The 16,586-nt window shown below is 51.1% G+C and carries 18 protein-coding genes; 6 read left to right on the top strand and 12 right to left on the bottom strand.

What is annotated here, in order from left to right:
* The first annotated feature begins 56 nt into the window (after positions 1–56).
* The gene (locus AWQ21_RS02665) at positions 57–830 is read left to right on the top strand and encodes a phosphatase PAP2 family protein (protein ID WP_232315040.1); all 774 of its coding nucleotides are present in this window, start codon (positions 57–59) and stop codon (positions 828–830) included.
* A gap of 24 nt (positions 831–854) precedes the next feature.
* Positions 855–1,796 carry a GTPase Era gene (gene era, locus AWQ21_RS02670; RefSeq protein WP_065713205.1) on the top strand — a complete coding sequence of 314 codons (942 nt, stop codon included), beginning with the start codon at positions 855–857 and terminating at the stop codon, positions 1,794–1,796.
* A 118-nt stretch (positions 1,797–1,914) separates the two neighbouring features.
* On the opposite strand, the gene AWQ21_RS15795 is transcribed toward era, so the two are convergent.
* Both AWQ21_RS15795 and rpsP read right to left on the bottom strand, forming a co-directional pair.
* On the bottom strand, positions 1,915–2,346 hold the full coding sequence (locus AWQ21_RS15795; protein WP_071932262.1) for a KH domain-containing protein: 432 nt from the start codon (positions 2,344–2,346) through the stop codon (positions 1,915–1,917).
* On the bottom strand, positions 2,346–2,588 hold the full coding sequence (rpsP, locus tag AWQ21_RS02680) for a 30S ribosomal protein S16 (protein ID WP_065713207.1): 243 nt from the start codon (positions 2,586–2,588) through the stop codon (positions 2,346–2,348). Before rpsP ends, AWQ21_RS15795 begins: the two co-directional genes overlap by 1 nt.
* Before the next feature lie 196 nt (positions 2,589–2,784).
* Here rpsP and AWQ21_RS02685 point away from each other — a divergent pair, with 196 nt between their 5' ends.
* Positions 2,785–3,381, top strand: a complete 597-nt coding sequence (locus tag AWQ21_RS02685; RefSeq protein WP_157094783.1) for a chorismate lyase — start codon at positions 2,785–2,787, stop codon at positions 3,379–3,381.
* Positions 3,382–3,468: 87 nt separating this feature from the next.
* Here the strand turns inward: AWQ21_RS02685 and AWQ21_RS02690 are convergent, their stop codons facing one another.
* The 6 genes from AWQ21_RS02690 to AWQ21_RS02715 all read right to left on the bottom strand — a co-directional run bounded on the left by AWQ21_RS02690 (position 3,469) and on the right by AWQ21_RS02715 (position 9,100).
* Entirely contained in the window at positions 3,469–4,680 is a 1,212-nt protein-coding gene (locus tag AWQ21_RS02690) for a 4-hydroxy-3-methylbut-2-enyl diphosphate reductase (protein WP_065713209.1), read from the bottom strand.
* 63 nt (positions 4,681–4,743) lie between these two features.
* Positions 4,744–5,652 (bottom strand): Ycf66 family protein, encoded by a 909-nt coding sequence (locus AWQ21_RS02695; RefSeq protein WP_065713210.1) that lies wholly within the window; start codon positions 5,650–5,652, stop codon positions 4,744–4,746.
* A 71-nt stretch (positions 5,653–5,723) separates the two neighbouring features.
* Positions 5,724–6,002: a cell division topological specificity factor MinE gene (gene minE, locus AWQ21_RS02700; RefSeq protein WP_065713211.1), complete on the bottom strand. Its 279-nt coding sequence runs from the start codon at positions 6,000–6,002 to the stop codon at positions 5,724–5,726.
* A gap of 78 nt (positions 6,003–6,080) precedes the next feature.
* Positions 6,081–6,881 carry a septum site-determining protein MinD gene (gene minD, locus AWQ21_RS02705; protein ID WP_065713212.1) on the bottom strand — a complete coding sequence of 267 codons (801 nt, stop codon included), beginning with the start codon at positions 6,879–6,881 and terminating at the stop codon, positions 6,081–6,083.
* 64 nt (positions 6,882–6,945) lie between these two features.
* Positions 6,946–7,866 carry a septum site-determining protein MinC gene (gene minC / locus AWQ21_RS02710; RefSeq protein ID WP_083997954.1) on the bottom strand — a complete coding sequence of 307 codons (921 nt, stop codon included), beginning with the start codon at positions 7,864–7,866 and terminating at the stop codon, positions 6,946–6,948.
* Between the two features lie 64 nt (positions 7,867–7,930).
* A complete protein-coding gene (locus tag AWQ21_RS02715; protein WP_065713213.1) occupies positions 7,931–9,100 on the bottom strand; it encodes a pyridoxal phosphate-dependent aminotransferase in 1,170 nt (389 codons plus the stop codon).
* Between the two features lie 217 nt (positions 9,101–9,317).
* Here AWQ21_RS02715 and AWQ21_RS02720 point away from each other — a divergent pair, with 217 nt between their 5' ends.
* Positions 9,318–10,439, top strand: coding sequence for a histidinol-phosphate transaminase (locus AWQ21_RS02720; protein ID WP_065713214.1), 1,122 nt, complete (start codon positions 9,318–9,320; stop codon positions 10,437–10,439).
* Positions 10,440–10,690: 251 nt separating this feature from the next.
* On the opposite strand, the gene AWQ21_RS02725 is transcribed toward AWQ21_RS02720, so the two are convergent.
* Both AWQ21_RS02725 and AWQ21_RS02730 read right to left on the bottom strand, forming a co-directional pair.
* Entirely contained in the window at positions 10,691–10,996 is a 306-nt protein-coding gene (locus AWQ21_RS02725) for a hypothetical protein (RefSeq protein WP_065713215.1), read from the bottom strand.
* Positions 10,993–11,868, bottom strand: a complete 876-nt coding sequence (locus tag AWQ21_RS02730; protein ID WP_065713216.1) for an MBL fold metallo-hydrolase — start codon at positions 11,866–11,868, stop codon at positions 10,993–10,995. The genes AWQ21_RS02725 and AWQ21_RS02730 overlap by 4 nt, the downstream gene beginning before the upstream one ends.
* 120 nt (positions 11,869–11,988) lie before the next feature.
* Here AWQ21_RS02730 and AWQ21_RS02735 point away from each other — a divergent pair, with 120 nt between their 5' ends.
* A complete protein-coding gene (locus AWQ21_RS02735; protein WP_065713217.1) occupies positions 11,989–13,329 on the top strand; it encodes a nicotinate phosphoribosyltransferase in 1,341 nt (446 codons plus the stop codon).
* Here AWQ21_RS02735 and AWQ21_RS02740 read toward each other — a convergent pair.
* Positions 13,326–14,669: a 16S rRNA (cytosine(967)-C(5))-methyltransferase gene (locus tag AWQ21_RS02740; RefSeq protein ID WP_065715191.1), complete on the bottom strand. Its 1,344-nt coding sequence runs from the start codon at positions 14,667–14,669 to the stop codon at positions 13,326–13,328. The two genes, AWQ21_RS02735 and AWQ21_RS02740, sit on opposite strands and share 4 nt — an antisense overlap.
* A 48-nt stretch (positions 14,670–14,717) precedes the next feature.
* Between AWQ21_RS02740 and AWQ21_RS02745 the strand changes: the two genes are divergently transcribed.
* Complete coding sequence (locus AWQ21_RS02745) at positions 14,718–15,446, top strand: HAD family hydrolase (protein ID WP_232315041.1); 729 nt, start codon at positions 14,718–14,720, stop codon at positions 15,444–15,446.
* Between the two features lie 506 nt (positions 15,447–15,952).
* Here the strand turns inward: AWQ21_RS02745 and AWQ21_RS02755 are convergent.
* Positions 15,953–16,537 carry a transposase gene (locus AWQ21_RS02755; RefSeq protein ID WP_065713219.1) on the bottom strand — a complete coding sequence of 195 codons (585 nt, stop codon included), beginning with the start codon at positions 16,535–16,537 and terminating at the stop codon, positions 15,953–15,955.
* Positions 16,538–16,586: the final 49 nt, after the last annotated feature.

A 16,586-nucleotide genomic window follows, 5' to 3' on the forward strand; every position in this document is an offset into this window, starting at 1 on the left:
TGTTCATCGAGTTTTTACAGAAGGTTTTTGGGGACAGGTTTTTAGGCTTTTTTCTGGTGGTAACGCATCTGGGAGGAGAGGCAATTTACATTCTGTTGTTGAGTTTGTATTACTGGCTCTTGGATCCCCGTCGGGGTCGGCTACTAACCCTCATTTTGACCCTGAGTGTGATCAGCAATATTGTTCTGAAAAATGCTTTTGCTTTGCCCCGCCCCTATGTGGTGAATCCGGCGGTGATCACCCCAGAGGCGTTTCATACGGAGGGTAGTTTTAGTTTTCCCAGCGGCCATGCCCAAGGAATTACAACATTTTGGGGGGCGATCGCCTGGCTGCATCAAAAAGTCTGGCTATGGGGTGTGGCGATTGGGATCATTGTTTTGGTTTGTCTCTCGCGGCTGTATTTAGGGGTGCATTTCCCGGTAGATGTGGCTGCTGGGATGCTTTTGGGAATTTTTTGGATCAGCATTGGCCTGTGGCTCAATGGGATGATTACCTTACCGGATTACCATTGGTGGCAAAAAATTGGCTTTTGGGGTCTAGGGGGATTGGTGGCGATCGCCTTACCGGGCTTGGCGGATTTGCTGGGGATTTTCTGCGGCTTTTTTGTGCTCCCCAGCATCACCTTTACACCTCCCCAGGGCTACCGCGAAAAATTTATGCTCGGATTTGGCGGATTGGTGATCCTAATCCTCAGTTACCTACTGCTAAAAGGGGCAAGCCTGCGGCTGCCCCCAAGTGGCCTGGTTAATTATGGTCGATATTTGGCGATCGCCCTCATCGTTACAGAAGGTATCCCCCGTCTCTGGCAACGCCTCCACCCAGTAAGATAAAAGCACGCCACATCGCACAAATTCATGACTCAAGACTTTGATCTCAACCCGACTATTCCCGTCGCCCCCGCTAATTTTCGTTCTGGTTTTGTCGCCCTGATCGGTCGCCCCAATGTGGGCAAATCCACCCTAATGAATCAACTGATCGGTCAAAAAGTGGCGATCACTTCCCCCGTGGCCCAAACCACCCGCAATCGCCTCCGGGGCATCCTTTCTACCGACCAAGCGCAGATTATTTTTGTTGATACCCCTGGGATCCACAAACCCCACCATGAGCTAGGAAAAATTTTGGTCAAAAACGCCCGCAGTACCGTCGGCGCTGTGGATTTAGTGGTGTTTATCGTTGATGGTGCCGTCCCCCTGGGTAAAGGCGATCAATTTATCGCGGATTTTTTGGTGAAGACCGAAGCCAAAGTAATCCTTGGGGTCAACAAAATCGACCAACGTCCAGACAACCGCCCGGAGATTCTCGCCTCCTACCAAGCCCTCGCCACCCAAAACCATTGGCAACTCCAAGAATTTTCGGCCCTCGCTGGCGATCGCCTCCCCGAACTCCAAGACAAACTCATTAATACCCTTGATCCCGGCCCTTACTACTATCCTCCCGACCTCGTCACCGACCAGCCCGAACGCTTCATCATGGCAGAACTAATCCGCGAACAAATTCTGCTCCACACCCGCCAAGAAATACCTCATTCCGTGGCGATCGCCATCGAACAGGTCAATGAAACCGAAGCCTTGACCGAAGTGCGGGCCGCTATCAACGTTGAACGCAATTCCCAAAAAGGAATCATTATCGGCAAAAAAGGGGCCATGCTCAAAACCATTGGTACTGCTGCCCGCCAACAGATCCAAAAACTTATTGCTGGGAAAGTCTATCTGGAACTTTTCGTTAAAGTTCAGCCCAAATGGCGCCAATCCCGCACCCGCCTCGCCGAACTTGGGTATCGCCTCGAAGACAACTAAGTCTGCACCTTGGGAAGAACGCCATCAATAACAAAGACTCCAAACCAAAAGGTGACTGGAGTCTCAGGGGGCATCCACTAGGGACGCAATTTCAATTTTATCGCTGCGCAGACGTAGCCTAACCCTCATCAGAGTTACGCAACTGGGGGCTAGGTTTTGGCGTGCGAGGCCGTCCAGATGACGTGCGACCACGCCGACTGTCACCCCTTCTCCCCCGGGAAGCACCAGAGGAACGCTCCCTCTGGCTGCTGTCGCCATCATGGCTACCGTACACATCCAAAGAAACTTTCCGCTGAGGATCGGCGGCAGACCCATTAAGTACGGTTGCAATGGCCCGTAGATTTCGCCCGCCACGGCCAAAAACCTTTCCCTTATCCTCTTGCTCAAAAGCAACACGAATTAAAACCCGGTTGCTACCAGATAGCTGTTCGCAATCCATCGCCAAGGATTGGGGATCATCAAGCAATGGCTCTAGGAGAAATTTGGTTAATTTTTCGTAGTTTGCCGTTGCCGAATTGGATGCACTAGACAGATCGTCTAAATTAGACATTAAACTTGGTCGAATACTTTAGCTTTTTCGAGGAGGTCACGCACTGTTCCGGTCGGTTGAGCACCTTCTTTGAGACGCTTGACGATCGCCGGCACATTCAGGCGAGTTTCATCAGTGCGGGGATTATAAAATCCGAGTTCTTCTAGGGGACGACCATCACGGCGGCTGGTGCTTTGGGCAGCCACAAGACGATAGCTAACTTCTCTTTTTTTACCAAAACGCTTTAGACGGAGCTTTACCATTTGTTTTAACTGTGAAAAATTTCTATAGAAATAACTATAACAGAGCCAATATACAATCAAAACATAAGCACTAAAGGATGTCAATTTCCCCTGGCGACGTCTAGCAGTCCAGCAGCAGGGTTGGCAAGAATTGTTTATGATCAGTTTAGTTGAAGTTTTGTGAAGAATCTTGACTCTAGCACTCAATTCTCCGTTTTTGGCAACGTCTAAAGAGCGTCAGTGGAACTGTTTGGAACCCATCTGGCAAGGGGGGATAGCCGAGGTACAAAGGGGACTACCCCATAACCAACTTGCCCCCCCCTGGCAAATTTTGCTCCTGGGGGATGGTTCACCGACGCGCCACCTGGGTCTACTGACACGGGAGAAAATTGAGGTCGATGTGATCGATATGTCCCCCATTGGTACGGATAATGATGGGGCACCGAGTTTGATTTCTGCGATCCCCACGCCCCATTTACGCCGCCAGGTGTGGTTGCGAACGGCTGGAGGACAACGTTTGGCCTATGCAACTTCCTGGTGGGATGCGAACCATGTGGATGACTATTTGCAAAATCGCAGTTTGCCCATTTGGGAGAGTTTGTCGCGGCTCCACACGGAACTCTACCGAGATATTCAAGGGATTTATCTGGGGCGATCGCCAATCTTAGAGGCGGCATTTCAGGAAAAAGGGCCTTTCTGGGGCCGACATTACCTGTTTTGGCACGATGGCAAACCCTTAACCTTAATTTATGAGGTATTTTCGCCCTATTTGCGCAAATATCTAGGGCAACCGAGCCAAGAATTTCCCCAATAAAAAATGCCCCATCCCCAGGCGATCGCCACCATCAAGACGGGGTTAATGTTTCTTATTTTGGTTGATGTTTAGCGGTGCTTAAAAAAATTAAACTAAGGCCGCCGGTTGGGCTTTTTCGGCAAAGATTTTGGCAATCACCTCTTCAACCACCTTATCGGGGGTAGAGGCACCGGAGGTGACACCAATTTTGAGTTTTCCAGCCGGGAGCCAATGGGTTTGGGTCGTGATTTCACCATCGAGGGGTTTGTGGGCAATGGTGTTATTCCCCAATAGGCGATCGCCGCTGTCGATGTGGTAGGAAGGGATATTGCGCTCGACGGCGATTTCCTGAAGGTGGGTGGTGTTGGAAGAGTTAAAGCCACCAATGACAACCATCAGATCCAAATCTTTTTCCACGAGGTCAAACATCGCATCTTGGCGCTCCTGGGTGGCATCACAGATGGTATTGAAGCTCATGAAGTGATCATTAATTTCTGTCGGGCCAAACTTTTCGAGCATCGTTTGTTCAAACAGTTTGCCCATCTGTTCCGTTTCGCTCTTGAGCATGGTCGTTTGATTGGCTACACCGACGCGGTCTAGGTCTTTGTCGGGGTCGAACCCTTCAGAATAGGCATTTTTAAATTTGTCGAGGAATGCTTGGCGATCGCCCCCATGGAGAATGTAATTTCGCACATATTCCGCTTCTTCTAAGTTCAAGAGAATTAAATAAGTCCCCGCAAAAGAACTGGTGGCCACCGTTTCTTCGTGTTTATACTTACCGTGAATAATTGAGGTGTAATTTTTCTTTTTGTGCTTCTCAACGGAATTCCACACCTTAGAAACCCAAGGGCAGGTAGTGTCCACAATCGTACAACCGCGATCATTGAGCAGTTGCATTTCTTGCACCGTCGCCCCAAAGGCCGGCAGGATCACCACATCGCCGTTCGCCACACCACTAAAGTCCTTAGCGCCATCAACTACCTCAATAAAATGGACATTCATTTCCTTGAGACGATTATTCACCGAGGGGTTGTGGATAATTTCGTTCGTCACCCAGATTTTTTCCGTGGGGAAATGTTTCCGGGTTTCGTAGGCCATGGCCACGGCCCGTTCTACCCCCCAACAAAAGCCAAACGCCTCCGCCAGGTAAATGGTGACATCACCACGGGTTAACTCATAGTTGTTGTCACGGATCTCTTGGATCAGGCTACTTTGATATTCGCTGGTCATCATGCCAGCCACTTCATCTTTATGGCCAAATCCTTGGCGATAGTAATTTTCAGAGTGATTTAGGGAACGTTTAAAGGCTTTGGTATCCATAGGGCACGGGAGATCAACTGATACGCTTCAGTCAAAGATCATAGCGAATTCTTGGGGCGATCCCTAATCTTTAGGAGTCTCTTCGGTTTTGGACGTTTCCTCTAACTCAGGAGAAACTTCTGTTTCCGCCTGGGTTGCCGCTTCAGTTGATTCCGCTTGGGGCTCCTCTGGGGGAGCAGTATCCGCCGTTGGTGCGTCTGCTTCGGCAAAGATTTGCTCAATATCTGCGTCCCCTTCTGGCGTGGTCGATCCCCTTGGGGCTGGGGTGGCTGCAGGTTTCCGCCCAAATAGCCGACCAAAGGAAAATCCTTTTTTAGAGGGTTGTGCCGTGATTGGTGGGGCGGTGATGGCGTCGCTTGCTGTTTCTGTGGCTGCAGTAGCCGATGCTTCTACAGATGTCTCGGCAGGAACCTCGGTAGTTTTTGGCGCGGGAACTGGATCTGTAGAGTCAGTTTCGTCTGAATCTTTTGGTGCAGAGGGCGTTGTTGGTTCTGGGGTGGGCTCTTCGGCTGCTGGAGATGCAACTGGGGCTGTTTCGGTAGACTCAGAAGGGACAGGAGTTTCTGGAGTTTCCGTTTCAGGGGCAGTGGTTTTAGAGGAATCAGGAGAAGCTTTTTGGGTCTTTTTAGTGGCGGGAACAGATGCAGCTTTAGGCTTTTTAAAACGGTCTTTGACGTAGCCGACCAGAGAAACTTTGTCGAGGTTGGGGATTTTGCTGGGATCGGCGATCGCCTGGCGTAGTCGGAGGGTTTCCCAGGCAAACCAACTGAGGAGAATTACACTGGCCAATTGACCCAATAGGATAGCTCCGGCCATTTGTCCGGCACAAACCCAAAGGACGAGGGCATAGAAAAGACCAACAGTGCTCCAAAAAAAGTCATCTTGGCGGTGGAGTTTCGGGAAAATAAAGGCAGTCAGAAATAGCAACCCGCTCCCCAGGGCAACGGCGATCGCCAAAATTTGTGCCAACATGACCAACAACTCCTACTGATGCTAACTGCTTGCCCTATTGTGCCAGAATCATCGGATCTTCGCGTAAAAAACTATTCTAGGGAACGAATATCCCGCACCCGACGAATGGGTAGATTCGCCACCAAAGCCGTCATCCGTTCACTACTCGAAAGGTCGAATTCCATTTCCTCTGGATCCACCTCGACGTATTTCGCCACGACGGCCAAAATTTCCTGGCGCATTTCCTCGACTTTTTCCGGGCTGAGGCCTACCCGGTCGTGGGCAATGACCAGCTTGAGGCGTCGTTTTGCTTCGTCACCGCTCTTGGGGGACTGCCAATGGAGCAGCTTTTCAAGTAATTCCTGGATCATGACTCATTACAAAGGGAAACATCAATAAATTTCAGCATAGAGGGGAATGAGGGCGATATTCCGCATCAGAGACAGCAGTTAACTGGCAAAGATCCGACGAATTCTGGCGAGAAATCCCTCTTGGTGGGCCATTAGGTTTAACAGGGGTACTTTTTCCCCTTCCAGGCGGCGGGCAATGTTCATAAACGCGGTGGCAGGGAGATCGTTTTGTTTGTCTCCTAGCACCAAAGGTTCGCCCCGATTACTAGAAACAATCACTTGTTTATCGTCGGGAATAATCCCCAGGAGTGGAATCGCGAGAATTTCGAGGACATCCTCGACGCTCATCATTTCATTTTGTTTGACCATTTCTGGTTTGAGACGATTCACAATGAGGCGCGTCCGTTTAATACCATAGGCTTCTAAAAGACCCACAACCCGGTCTGCATCACGCACCGCAGCCACTTCGGGGGTTGTGACGATCAAGGCTTCCCTCGCGGCGGCGATCGCATTACGGAAACCCATCTCAATGCCCGCTGGACTGTCCACCAGAATATAATCAAAAGCCTTGTTCAGCCGCATAATGAGCTGTTTCATCTGGGTGGGGGTGACAGATTCTTTGTTCCGGTTTTGAGCTGCTGGCAGGAGGACAAGGCCATTTTGCCGTTTGTCTTTCACCAGGGCTTGTTCGAGGCGACATTCCCCGGCGATCGCCTCAATGGCCGTATAGACAACGCGATTTTCTAAACCCAAAAGTAAATCCAGGTTTCGCAGACCAAAGTCCGCATCGACCAGGGCCACTTTTTTGCCGAGCTTGACCAAGGCCGAACCGAGGTTGGCGGTACAGGTACTTTTGCCGACGCCTCCTTTTCCGGAGGTCACAACGATAACGCGACTCATAGACTTCTGGGTGGGTAAATAATTCAATAAGCTTACGACATAGCCACTGGTTGCGGCGGCTTAGCTACGATATTACAGGTAAGAGGGGATCGGATGTTTCCTGCCAATGTTGTTGATCGGCTTGGTACTGGTAGTTTTTAGAAAATTTTAGGGCCGGGGCCAGACGAATTCCTGCTTGGGTCAGATAGGCTACCTCTGGCTTCCGTTGCTCAATGGCCTGGGGGGCAGCACGGGCCACCACATCGGCAATGCGGAGTTGAGTGGGATCCATTTGGAGCGCCATAATCCGACCCGTGCGATCGCCTTTCGCGCCAGCATGGGCCACCCCCCGAAGACAGCCCCACACCACAATGTCTTTATCGGCGACGATACTCCCGCCGGGATTGACATCCCCTGTGACAATCACCGAGCCAGGATGGACGATTTCGACCCCAGAGCGGATGGTTTGGTCGATGTACAACACATCTGGTTCCTTGTCGGGAGCCAGGAGGGGCTTTAACTTGAGGGGCACATCCGCCAACAGTTGATTCGGAGGATCTTGATCGACGCTATAGCCTGCTGTGGCGGCGGCGATCGCCGTTTGGCGTCGATTGGTATAAATGCGTTTGAGCTTCAGGTCGTGGGGTTTGAGGAGGTCAGCTAGTTCCTGGAGTTGACGGCCTCCCACCAGTTGATTTTGCGCGATTAAGTGAACGTGGGCGACCGGAAAATTAGAGGCGGCTTTCAACTGCTCCTGAAACTTGGCCCAAATTACCTCCCAAGCCTCAATTTCATGGGTCTGAGTAGTGGGTAAGACCAGGGTGAGGTGATCAGCTTCGAGGCCAAATTGTAACTCCGGGGCTGCGGCCATCGCTTCTGACTCTTTTGGGTTGAGATCATCAGGTGCCGTAACAATCTCCTCGGTCGTGCTTGCAACGGCAGCAGAAGGAGCCTCCGTCGATGCTGGGTCAGGATTGGGGAGGGTGTGATCGTCAAGCTCGGCCATAAAGTCCCTTAGAAATTTACCCCTGATTTATAACAGTCAGGACTGAGCTTCGGCAAAATTCCGCTTATTTGGAGAGGGACTGGAGAAATTTACCGAGACGGAACATTCCTTTTTCAATGGTGCTGAGATCCGTGGCGTAGGACAGACGAATGCAGCGGTCATTGCCAAAGGCTACTCCAGGGATCGCTGCCACTTGCTGCTCGGCGAGGAGTTGTTTACAAAAGCTAAGGGAGTCGAGACCGTAGGCGCTGATATCCACAAAGAGATAAAAGGCGCCGTCGGGGGATGGACAACTCAAACCCGGCAGCTCTTGAATTGCTCCCAGCATTACTTCTCGGCGCTTACTAAAGGCAGTTAACATTTCCTGGACACAACCCAGCCCCCCCTCTAGGGCGGCGATCGCCCCGTACTGGGCAAAGGTACAAACGTTGGAGGTGCTGTGACTCTGGATCGTGGTCATGCCCTTGATTAGTTCCACCGGCGCGGCAATGTAGCCCAAGCGCCAACCCGTCATCGAAAACGCTTTAGCGAAGCCGTTACAGGTGATCGTCAGGGGAAAAATTTCGTCACTCACGGAACCGATACTGCGGTGGACAGCGTTGCCATAGAGGATTTTTTCGTAAATTTCGTCAGCTACCACCAACACTTGTTTTTCGACTAAAACCTGGGCGATCGCCGCCACCTCTGCCGGACTGTAGACGGCCCCAGTGGGATTAGAAGGGGAATTGAAAACAAATAATTTCGTTTTGTCGGTGATCGCGTCGCGCAGTTGATCCGGGGTGATCTTGTAGCCCGTTGCTGCTGTGGTTTCCACAAAAATCGGGGTGCCGCCCGCTAAAATCACCATTTCTGGGTAGCTCAACCAGTAAGGAGTCGGGATAATCACCTCATCCCCCGGTTCAATGAGGGCCATCATCAAACCATAGAGGGCGTGCTTGCCGCCATTGGTGACGATCACGTTTTCGGGGTTGTAAGGGAGATTATTTTCTGTTTGTAATTTTTTGGCGATCGCCTGGCGGAGGGCTGGTTCTCCAGGGGCAGGGCCATATTTGGTTTTCCCTGCATCGAGGGCAGCTTTGACGGCGGTTTTAATATGATCGGGGGTGTCGAAATCCGGTTCTCCCGCACTAAAGCTGCAAACGTCAATCCCATCCGCCTTCATGGCCTTTGCTTTTGCGGAGATTGTGAGGGTAATCGAAGGCTTGATTTGACCGACTCTGGCTGCCAATTTCATGGTGATTTGCGTTTAGATAGGAAGTGGAAAACGTGAAATAACGGTGCAGGAAAATTCCCAATTTTTAGGCTAAGGCGACTCCCCACCGCACCAACGTTATTTTTACATAACGCAACCTTAAACTTATGATCGATTTCACAGATTGATTACATTTCAGTTGCGTCCGTTTCAATGCCCTTGGGGAATTGATTTTCATTTTCTTTTTTGCACAGCACCTATGTCCTTTTTGCGTTCTGACTTGGCCCAACTCAAAGCCTATGTGTCCCACCCCAGTGGCCCGGTAAATACGCCGGTAGATATCCTCGACACCAATGAAAGCCCCTATGATCTCCCGGCGGATCTCAAACAAACTCTGGCCGACCATTATCAAACTCAAATTGCCACCAACCGCTATCCCGACGGGGGCCATGGGGCACTCAAGGAACGCATTGCCGATTATGTAAATCGTTCTGGAAAGTTGAGTGGAGACATTCAAGCGGCCCACATCTCCGTGGGGAATGGCTCCGATGAGTTGATTCGCTCGTTGTTAATTGCCACTTGCCTGGGTGGGGAAGGGTCGATCCTTGTCGCAGAACCCACCTTCTCGATGTACCGGATTTTGGCGCAAACCTTGGGGATTTCCACAGTGGCGATCGCCCGGCAACCGGAAGATTTTAGCTTGGATCTTGCTGCCGCCCAAAACGCCATCGATCAGCCCCAAGGCGCACCGGTACGGGTAGTGTTTATGGTGCATCCCAATTCCCCAACGGGCCAATGTCTCACGGCAGCAGAAATTGCCTGGCTCCAGTCTTTGCCGCCAGATATCCTCGTGGTGGTGGACGAAGCCTATTTTGAATTTAGTCAAAAAACCTTGGTGGCGGAAGTTTTGCAGCGGCCCAACTGGGTGATCCTGCGCACCTTCTCAAAGGCATTCCGGTTAGCAGCCCTGCGGGTGGGCTATGCTGTGGGCAGTTTCGAGATTATCCAGGCCCTTGAAAAAGTACGTCTTCCCTACAATTTGCCTAGTTTTTCCCAGGCAGCGGCCCGACTAGCCCTCGACCATGGCGATCGCCTTTTGGAGACGATTCCCGAAGCCCAACAGGAGCGGCAAAAACTGTACAAAGCCCTAGATAAATTCCCAAATTTCCGGGTATGGCCCAGCGATGCCAACTTTCTCTATGGTCGTCTTCAGTCAGCCCTAGAACCCCAAGAGCAAGCCCTGGCAACCCTCGTCGAAAGCCTGAAAAACCAGGGGACGTTAATTCGGCATACGGGCGGCGGCCTGCGGATCAGTGTGGGGACACCCGCCGAAAATCAGCGCACTTTAACGCGGTTAACGGATTATCTCCAAACTTTGTAAACAGGTAATTTTTTAACGGCAATGGGTTGAAATCCCCGCCCCTTGGGGCGTAATCCTCTATAATCGTGGTGTTGACATGGCAACAGATAGCGAAAACCAAGCTAGACACATACAAAGTATTTTTTGTGACCATGAGTTTTGCCCTCAGGAACTGGGGAGTCAGCCTATCGCCAGAATATTAAGACTCGCTATTCCTCGGAATAGAAAGCTGTTCTTTGGGTAGGAAGCTCCGCTGCTTGCGGCGGGGCAGTTCACAGGCGACGTCGCACAAAGATTAACGCCCGGAGGAGTTGTTGGAGCAGCTTAATCTGGGCGATGACTTGCTGCCCTTGCTGTTTTTTTATCTGGATCTGTTGGGTGGTGGCGGGGATCACGTCCGCTTGTTGAATTAAATCTTCCACGACAATTTTGATTTTGCGTTCGTTTAGGGCGAAGCGGTGACGACTGAGGCGCAGATCCTGGTGCCAACGGCGGATTTTGCGCCAGAGAATATAATTCACCCCAATCAGGCAAAGATTACTGGCGATCGCCACCAGCCAGAAAAACGTCACACTCATGCCACGGACTCCATCCACTGAATACAAGCTTTTAAATCTTGGTGTAGGGTTGCGGCGTCGGCTTGGTAGCGTCGGCCATGGCCCGGCAAAATCCAGGTGATTGGGTAGGGCAAAAGTTTTTTCATCGATTCAATTTGTTCCGTCCAGGAATACCAGCAGTGATTCCGAAAGCCCGTCAAATGACCTAGTCGCGCGGAAAAGGCCAGGTGATCCCCGGTAAAGAGATATTGATCGCGGTAGAGCAAGACCGCATGGCCCTCGGTGTGGCCTGGCACCGGAATAATCAGGCAATCCTTGAGAAAAGAGATCGGTTCAGTGCCTTCTAGAACCGTCTCTACAGCTTTTGTTCCCTCCCGCAGATCAGCCCGGTGCAAGAGGCGATCGCAACCGAAATGATCATGGAATTTTTGGTGATCGGCCACGTCATCTCGGTGGGTCAAGAACAAATATTTCACGCCGCCGAGGGCTTCTAATTGCTTCACTAGGGAGGGTTGGAATCGAGGGGAATCCACGAGAATATTCCCTTCTGGATGCTGGATGAAGTAACTGGCGGCCCCAAAGGATTTGCGCGAATGATAACCGCAGTAATAGATATTTTCAACGATGGGCAAGGGGAATTCTGCTTGGATTGCTGGGAGATCTTTGGGAGCGGTTTCGGTGGCGATCGAAGCAGTTGGACAGGCTAATAAAGCTTGCAAGGCAGCTCGTCTTTGGTCAGGGGTTTGGGGTTGGTGATAGACGGCAGATTGCCCATCCTGGCGGTTAAAAATCCCTGGACTAAGCCAACGGCAAGTATCACAGTCGATGCAACTACTGTCCACATAAAAGTCACCGGGCACGTTTTGCGATCGCCGCTGGTGTTGGGTAGCCATGGATCTTTTTCCCCTGAACTTTCTGAGGGGATCTTAACATTCGCTCTCAAAAGCAGCCGATCTAGATTTTTTATTGTAGTATAAACACTAAATTAATTCGTTGGAGGCGAAAGACGCACCATGGCTGGGAAAAATTTAGACATCACCGCCCAGGACTACGCTCTATTAACGGATCTTTACCAGCTCACCATGGCAGCCTGTTATGTGGGGGAAGGATTGGCAGAGACCCCTGCCTGTTTTGAGCTGTTTACCCGTCGCTTGCCCGATGAATTTGGCTACTTGGTGGCGATGGGCCTAGAGCAGGTCTTGAGTTACTTAGAAGGTCTGCAGTTTACGGAGATGCAAATTGACTATCTCCGCAGCACCGGGATTTTTGAGCAGGCCCCAGCCGCCTTTTGGGACTTACTCGCCACAGGGAGTTTTACAGGGGATCTGTGGGCCGTGCCGGAGGGAACTGTTATTTTTCCCCAGGAGCCTTTTTTGCGGATAGAAGCGCCCCTGTGGCAAGCCCAGATTATTGAAACGTTTGTGCTCAATACCATTAATTACCAAACCCTGATTGCCACCCGGGCGGCGCGGATGCGCGACATTGCTGGCGATCGCCAATTATTAGAATTCGGAACTAGAAGGGCTTTTAGTCCTCAAGGGGCGACCTGGGCCGCGCGGGCGGCTTTGGCTGGTGGGTTAGATGCCACGTCCAATATTTTAGCGGCGCAACAGTTGGGAGTTAAGCCCGTGGGCACCATGGCCCATGCGTTGGTGATGGCAGTGGGGACTCTTGAAGGCTCCGAGGATGATGCGTTTCGAGCGTTTCACCGCTATTTTCCGGCGGCACCGTTGTTAATCGATACCTATGACACTGTGGCGGCGGCGGAACGTTTAGCTCAAGCGATCCAAACTGGCAAAACCCATCTGGCCGGCGTGCGCCTCGATTCGGGGGATTTATTGACCCTCTCCCAACAGGTGCGGCAACTGTTACCAACGACAGTGAAAATCTTTGCCAGTGGTGATCTCGATGAAGGGGAAATGGCACGACTCCAGGCCGCTGGGGCAACTATCGATGGCTACGGTTTAGGAACGAAATTGGTGACAGGCGACCCGGTCAATGGGGTTTACAAACTGGTGAAAATTGGCGATCGCCCCACCATGAAAAAGTCCACTGGAAAAGCCACCTATCCGGGTTGTAAACAGATTTTCCGCAACTTAAAAGCAGGCCGGGATCGCCTTGGTCTCGCCACTGAAGCCGCGCAATCAGGGGAAATGGCCTTGCTCGAAAAGGTGATGGCCCAGGGGAAACGCCTTACGCTCCCAGAGGATTTGGCAACTATTCGCCAACGGACAACGCATAATGTGCGCCAACTTCCCGACGGGGTGAAACGCTTGACCCAGCCCGAAGTTTATCCCGTCAACATTTCTGCATCCCTGCAAACCCTCACCGAGGCGATCGCCAAATCCCTTTAGGCGGGCCGCTGCAACTTCACCATAAAGAAACCATCCATGTCATGGCGCTGGGGGAGCACTTGAATCCAACCCTGTGCCTGGGCGTAGGGGAAAGCGGGTGAATCGGGGCTAGGGGGCACAATTTGCCAGTCTGGATGTTCCGCGAGAAATTGGGTGGCGATCGCCTCATTTTCTGCTGGATTGAGGGTGCAGGTGGCATAGACTAAATAGCCTCCCGGTTTAACCCAAGTCGCCCCCGTGGTGAGGAGTTCTCCTTGGAGTTGAGTCAGTTGCGCGATTTTCTGGGGGTTCTGTTGCCAGCGGATATCCGGGCGTTTGTGGAGCGTCCCCAATCCCGAACAGGGCACATCCAGCAGCACCCGGTCGGCCATATTCCGAAACTGCGAATAGGTACGACTGTCACCGATGAGGGTGCGGATCATTGAAAGCTTGAGGCGGCGGGCATTTTGCTCAATTTTATTAATGCGGGCTTGGTATTTATCGCTGGCCCAGATGGTGCCGCGATCCTGCATTTTTTCGGCGATGTGGGTGGTTTTACCGCCGGGGGCTGCACAGGCATCAATAATTACTTCCCCCGGTTGGGGATCGAGCAGATGGGTCACCAATTGGGCGCTGGCATCCTGGATCGTCCACCAGCCTTCTTTGTAGCCTGGTAAATCCTGAATTAAACCCCGTTTTTCCACCAAGCGCAGGGCATGGGGCAAGTTGGCGATCACCTCGGCTTTGACCCCTACCTGGGTGAGTTTATCCTGGACAGCCGTGACGTTGGCCCGGAGGGGATTCACCCGCAGATCCAGTTGGGCCGGTCGGTTAAACCATTGACAAAGCTGTTCTGTTTCCTCGGCCCCAAATTGCCCTAACCACTGCTCAATCAGCCATTCCGGAAAACTGTATTGCAAAGCTAGCCGTTCTGCCGCTGTCTCTGGTAACTGGAGCGGATCATGGCCTTTGTCCCGTTGTCGCAGATAACCCCGCAGACAACCATTCACCACCCCCGCCAATTGGCCCAGCTTGTTGGTTTTCGCAATTTCAACGCTGGTATTGACCGCCGCCGAGGGGGGAATTTGATCCAAGTAACGCAGTTGGTACAAACCCAATTGGAGCAGTACCCGTAGATCAGGGGGTTGTTGGTCGATGGGTTTTTTCCCTAGTTGATCAATGATCGCATCGAGGGTTTTTTGGCGACGGACAGTACCATAGACCAATTCGGCCACCAAAGCGCGATCGCTCCCCGTGAGGTTACTTTTGTGGAGGACTCGATCAAGGGCCACATCGGTATAGGCGTTGTGGTACATGATTTGCCGGAGGGCGAGGAAGGCGAGTTGGCGGGCTGAAGACATTAAATCCGATAAAAACGTAGTAGGTTGATTATCCCCCATTGCTGACCTATGCTAGTCGCCATAAATTTTATCGACAGTGGTGCAATGGTTAGGTTGATTTCAGATTTTGATGGGGTGGTCGTCGATCTGTCGGAACGTTACTATCGCGTTTATCGCTGGCGGTTAACCCAAGTCGCAGAACCGGAGCAAGCATTATCCCCCCTAACAAAGGAAGAATTTTGGGCTTTGAAGCGACAGAAGACTTCCCAGACCGATATTGGTTTGCGGTCGGGTCTCCGGGAAGATCAGTTACCGGAATTTAAGCAGCTCCGGGATGACCATGTGCATCGACTGGAAAATATGGTGCACGATCGCCTGATTGAGGGTTCATTAGAAGCATTGACGACGGCCCAAAGCTTGGGCTGGGAAGTGATGACCGTTACTATGCGCCGCTACAGTGAATTAGACAAAATTTTGCAACTTCATCCGGTTTTACAGGATATTTTTCCGGGCGATCGCCGTTTTTGTTTACCCGATACAACGGATCGCAACCAAGATTTTTATCAAAAGCCGTTACTCATGGGAGAAAGCCTCGCCCGACTGCGCCCCAAAGCAACCACTTGGATGGTCGGTGATACAGAAGCCGATATTCGCTCCGCCCAGAGTCATAATATTCCTGTGATTGCGGTGCTTTCGGGGATTCGCGATCGCCAATTGTTGGCCGCCCACAAACCAGATTTCATTGTGGAAAATTTATGGGAAGCGGTGCAACTGATCCGGGAGCAGGTCGCTGGTTAGCATCGGAAAAAAGCTATGTTATAATTTTGGCGCTTTATTGGGGCTGTGGCTCAGCAGGATAGAGCAAGCGCCTCCTGAATTGTTCGGGCAGCATGGGTCGGAAACGCCATGGCTGAATGTGGTCAAATTCAAGGAAGCCTAAGTGATGGGAAAATCAGAAGAATTTTTTTGTCATAGGGTAACCCTGAGCCAAGCCTTTCGGTGCCTCGCCGGAGGAAGGTGCAGAGACTAGCGGGTTGGTTTTGGGGCAAGCTTTTTTGAGGATCTTGAATGCTAACGTTTGTAGCGAAAGGTCATCGCCAACCCAGCATAACGGCCACCACCTACGGAAATTGATTTGGTTATCAAATCCTATTTCTAGGGTGAAGAGATAGTCCAGAGAGTCGGGGAAACCCACACCAATCTGAAGCGCTAGGTCGCCGGTTCGAATCCGGCCAGTCCCGTTTTTCCCGTAGGGATTTGGAGACCAAATCCCATTATTACAAAATCCCCTGGTTACCAAATCCCTACCATTTTGATGGGACGTTGGGGTGTAATTGGTCGCTGTGCCAATGGTATGGGTTATTTTCTATGTATTCCCTCAGGATATTGAGAGATTTTTCATTGCGAATAATGTGCTCGTAATAGTTTTTTTGCCAGATTTTTGTGCCAATCAGACCGCGTTTTTGGTTGATTTTTTTCGTTGTTTGATATTTGAAATAGGCGATGATTTTGCCGAGCTTCGTTTTTTGTTCGTAAAAAGGGCGATCGCCTTTGTTCTGGGTTGTGTTAAATGCATCTTTCGGGGGTGGAACAGGGAAATGCGGTGTTTCGGGTTCTATGCAAACTAAAATGCCATGGAAATGATTTGGCATAACCACGGCAGCATCAATTTCTAAATTTTCAAAATGTCTAGGCAAATAACGCCAAACTTGTTCAACGATTTTCCCGTACTCGTTTAACTGCAATATTTGATTTGTGCTCGTTCCCAATAAACATTCACGACCCTGCACGCAAATTGTTACAAAATAGGTGCCCGCCCGATTGTAATCATAGGATTTCAAACGAATGGAACGCCGACGATGAATGTGCGGATTGTATTGATTTGCCATAACAACGTAGGGATTTGGTCTCCACATCCAAAATCATAGGGCATGGAAA

Origin of the sequence: Picosynechococcus sp. PCC 7003 (assembly GCF_001693255.1) — a bacterium.
Classification (GTDB): Bacteria; Cyanobacteriota; Cyanobacteriia; order Cyanobacteriales; family MRBY01; genus MRBY01.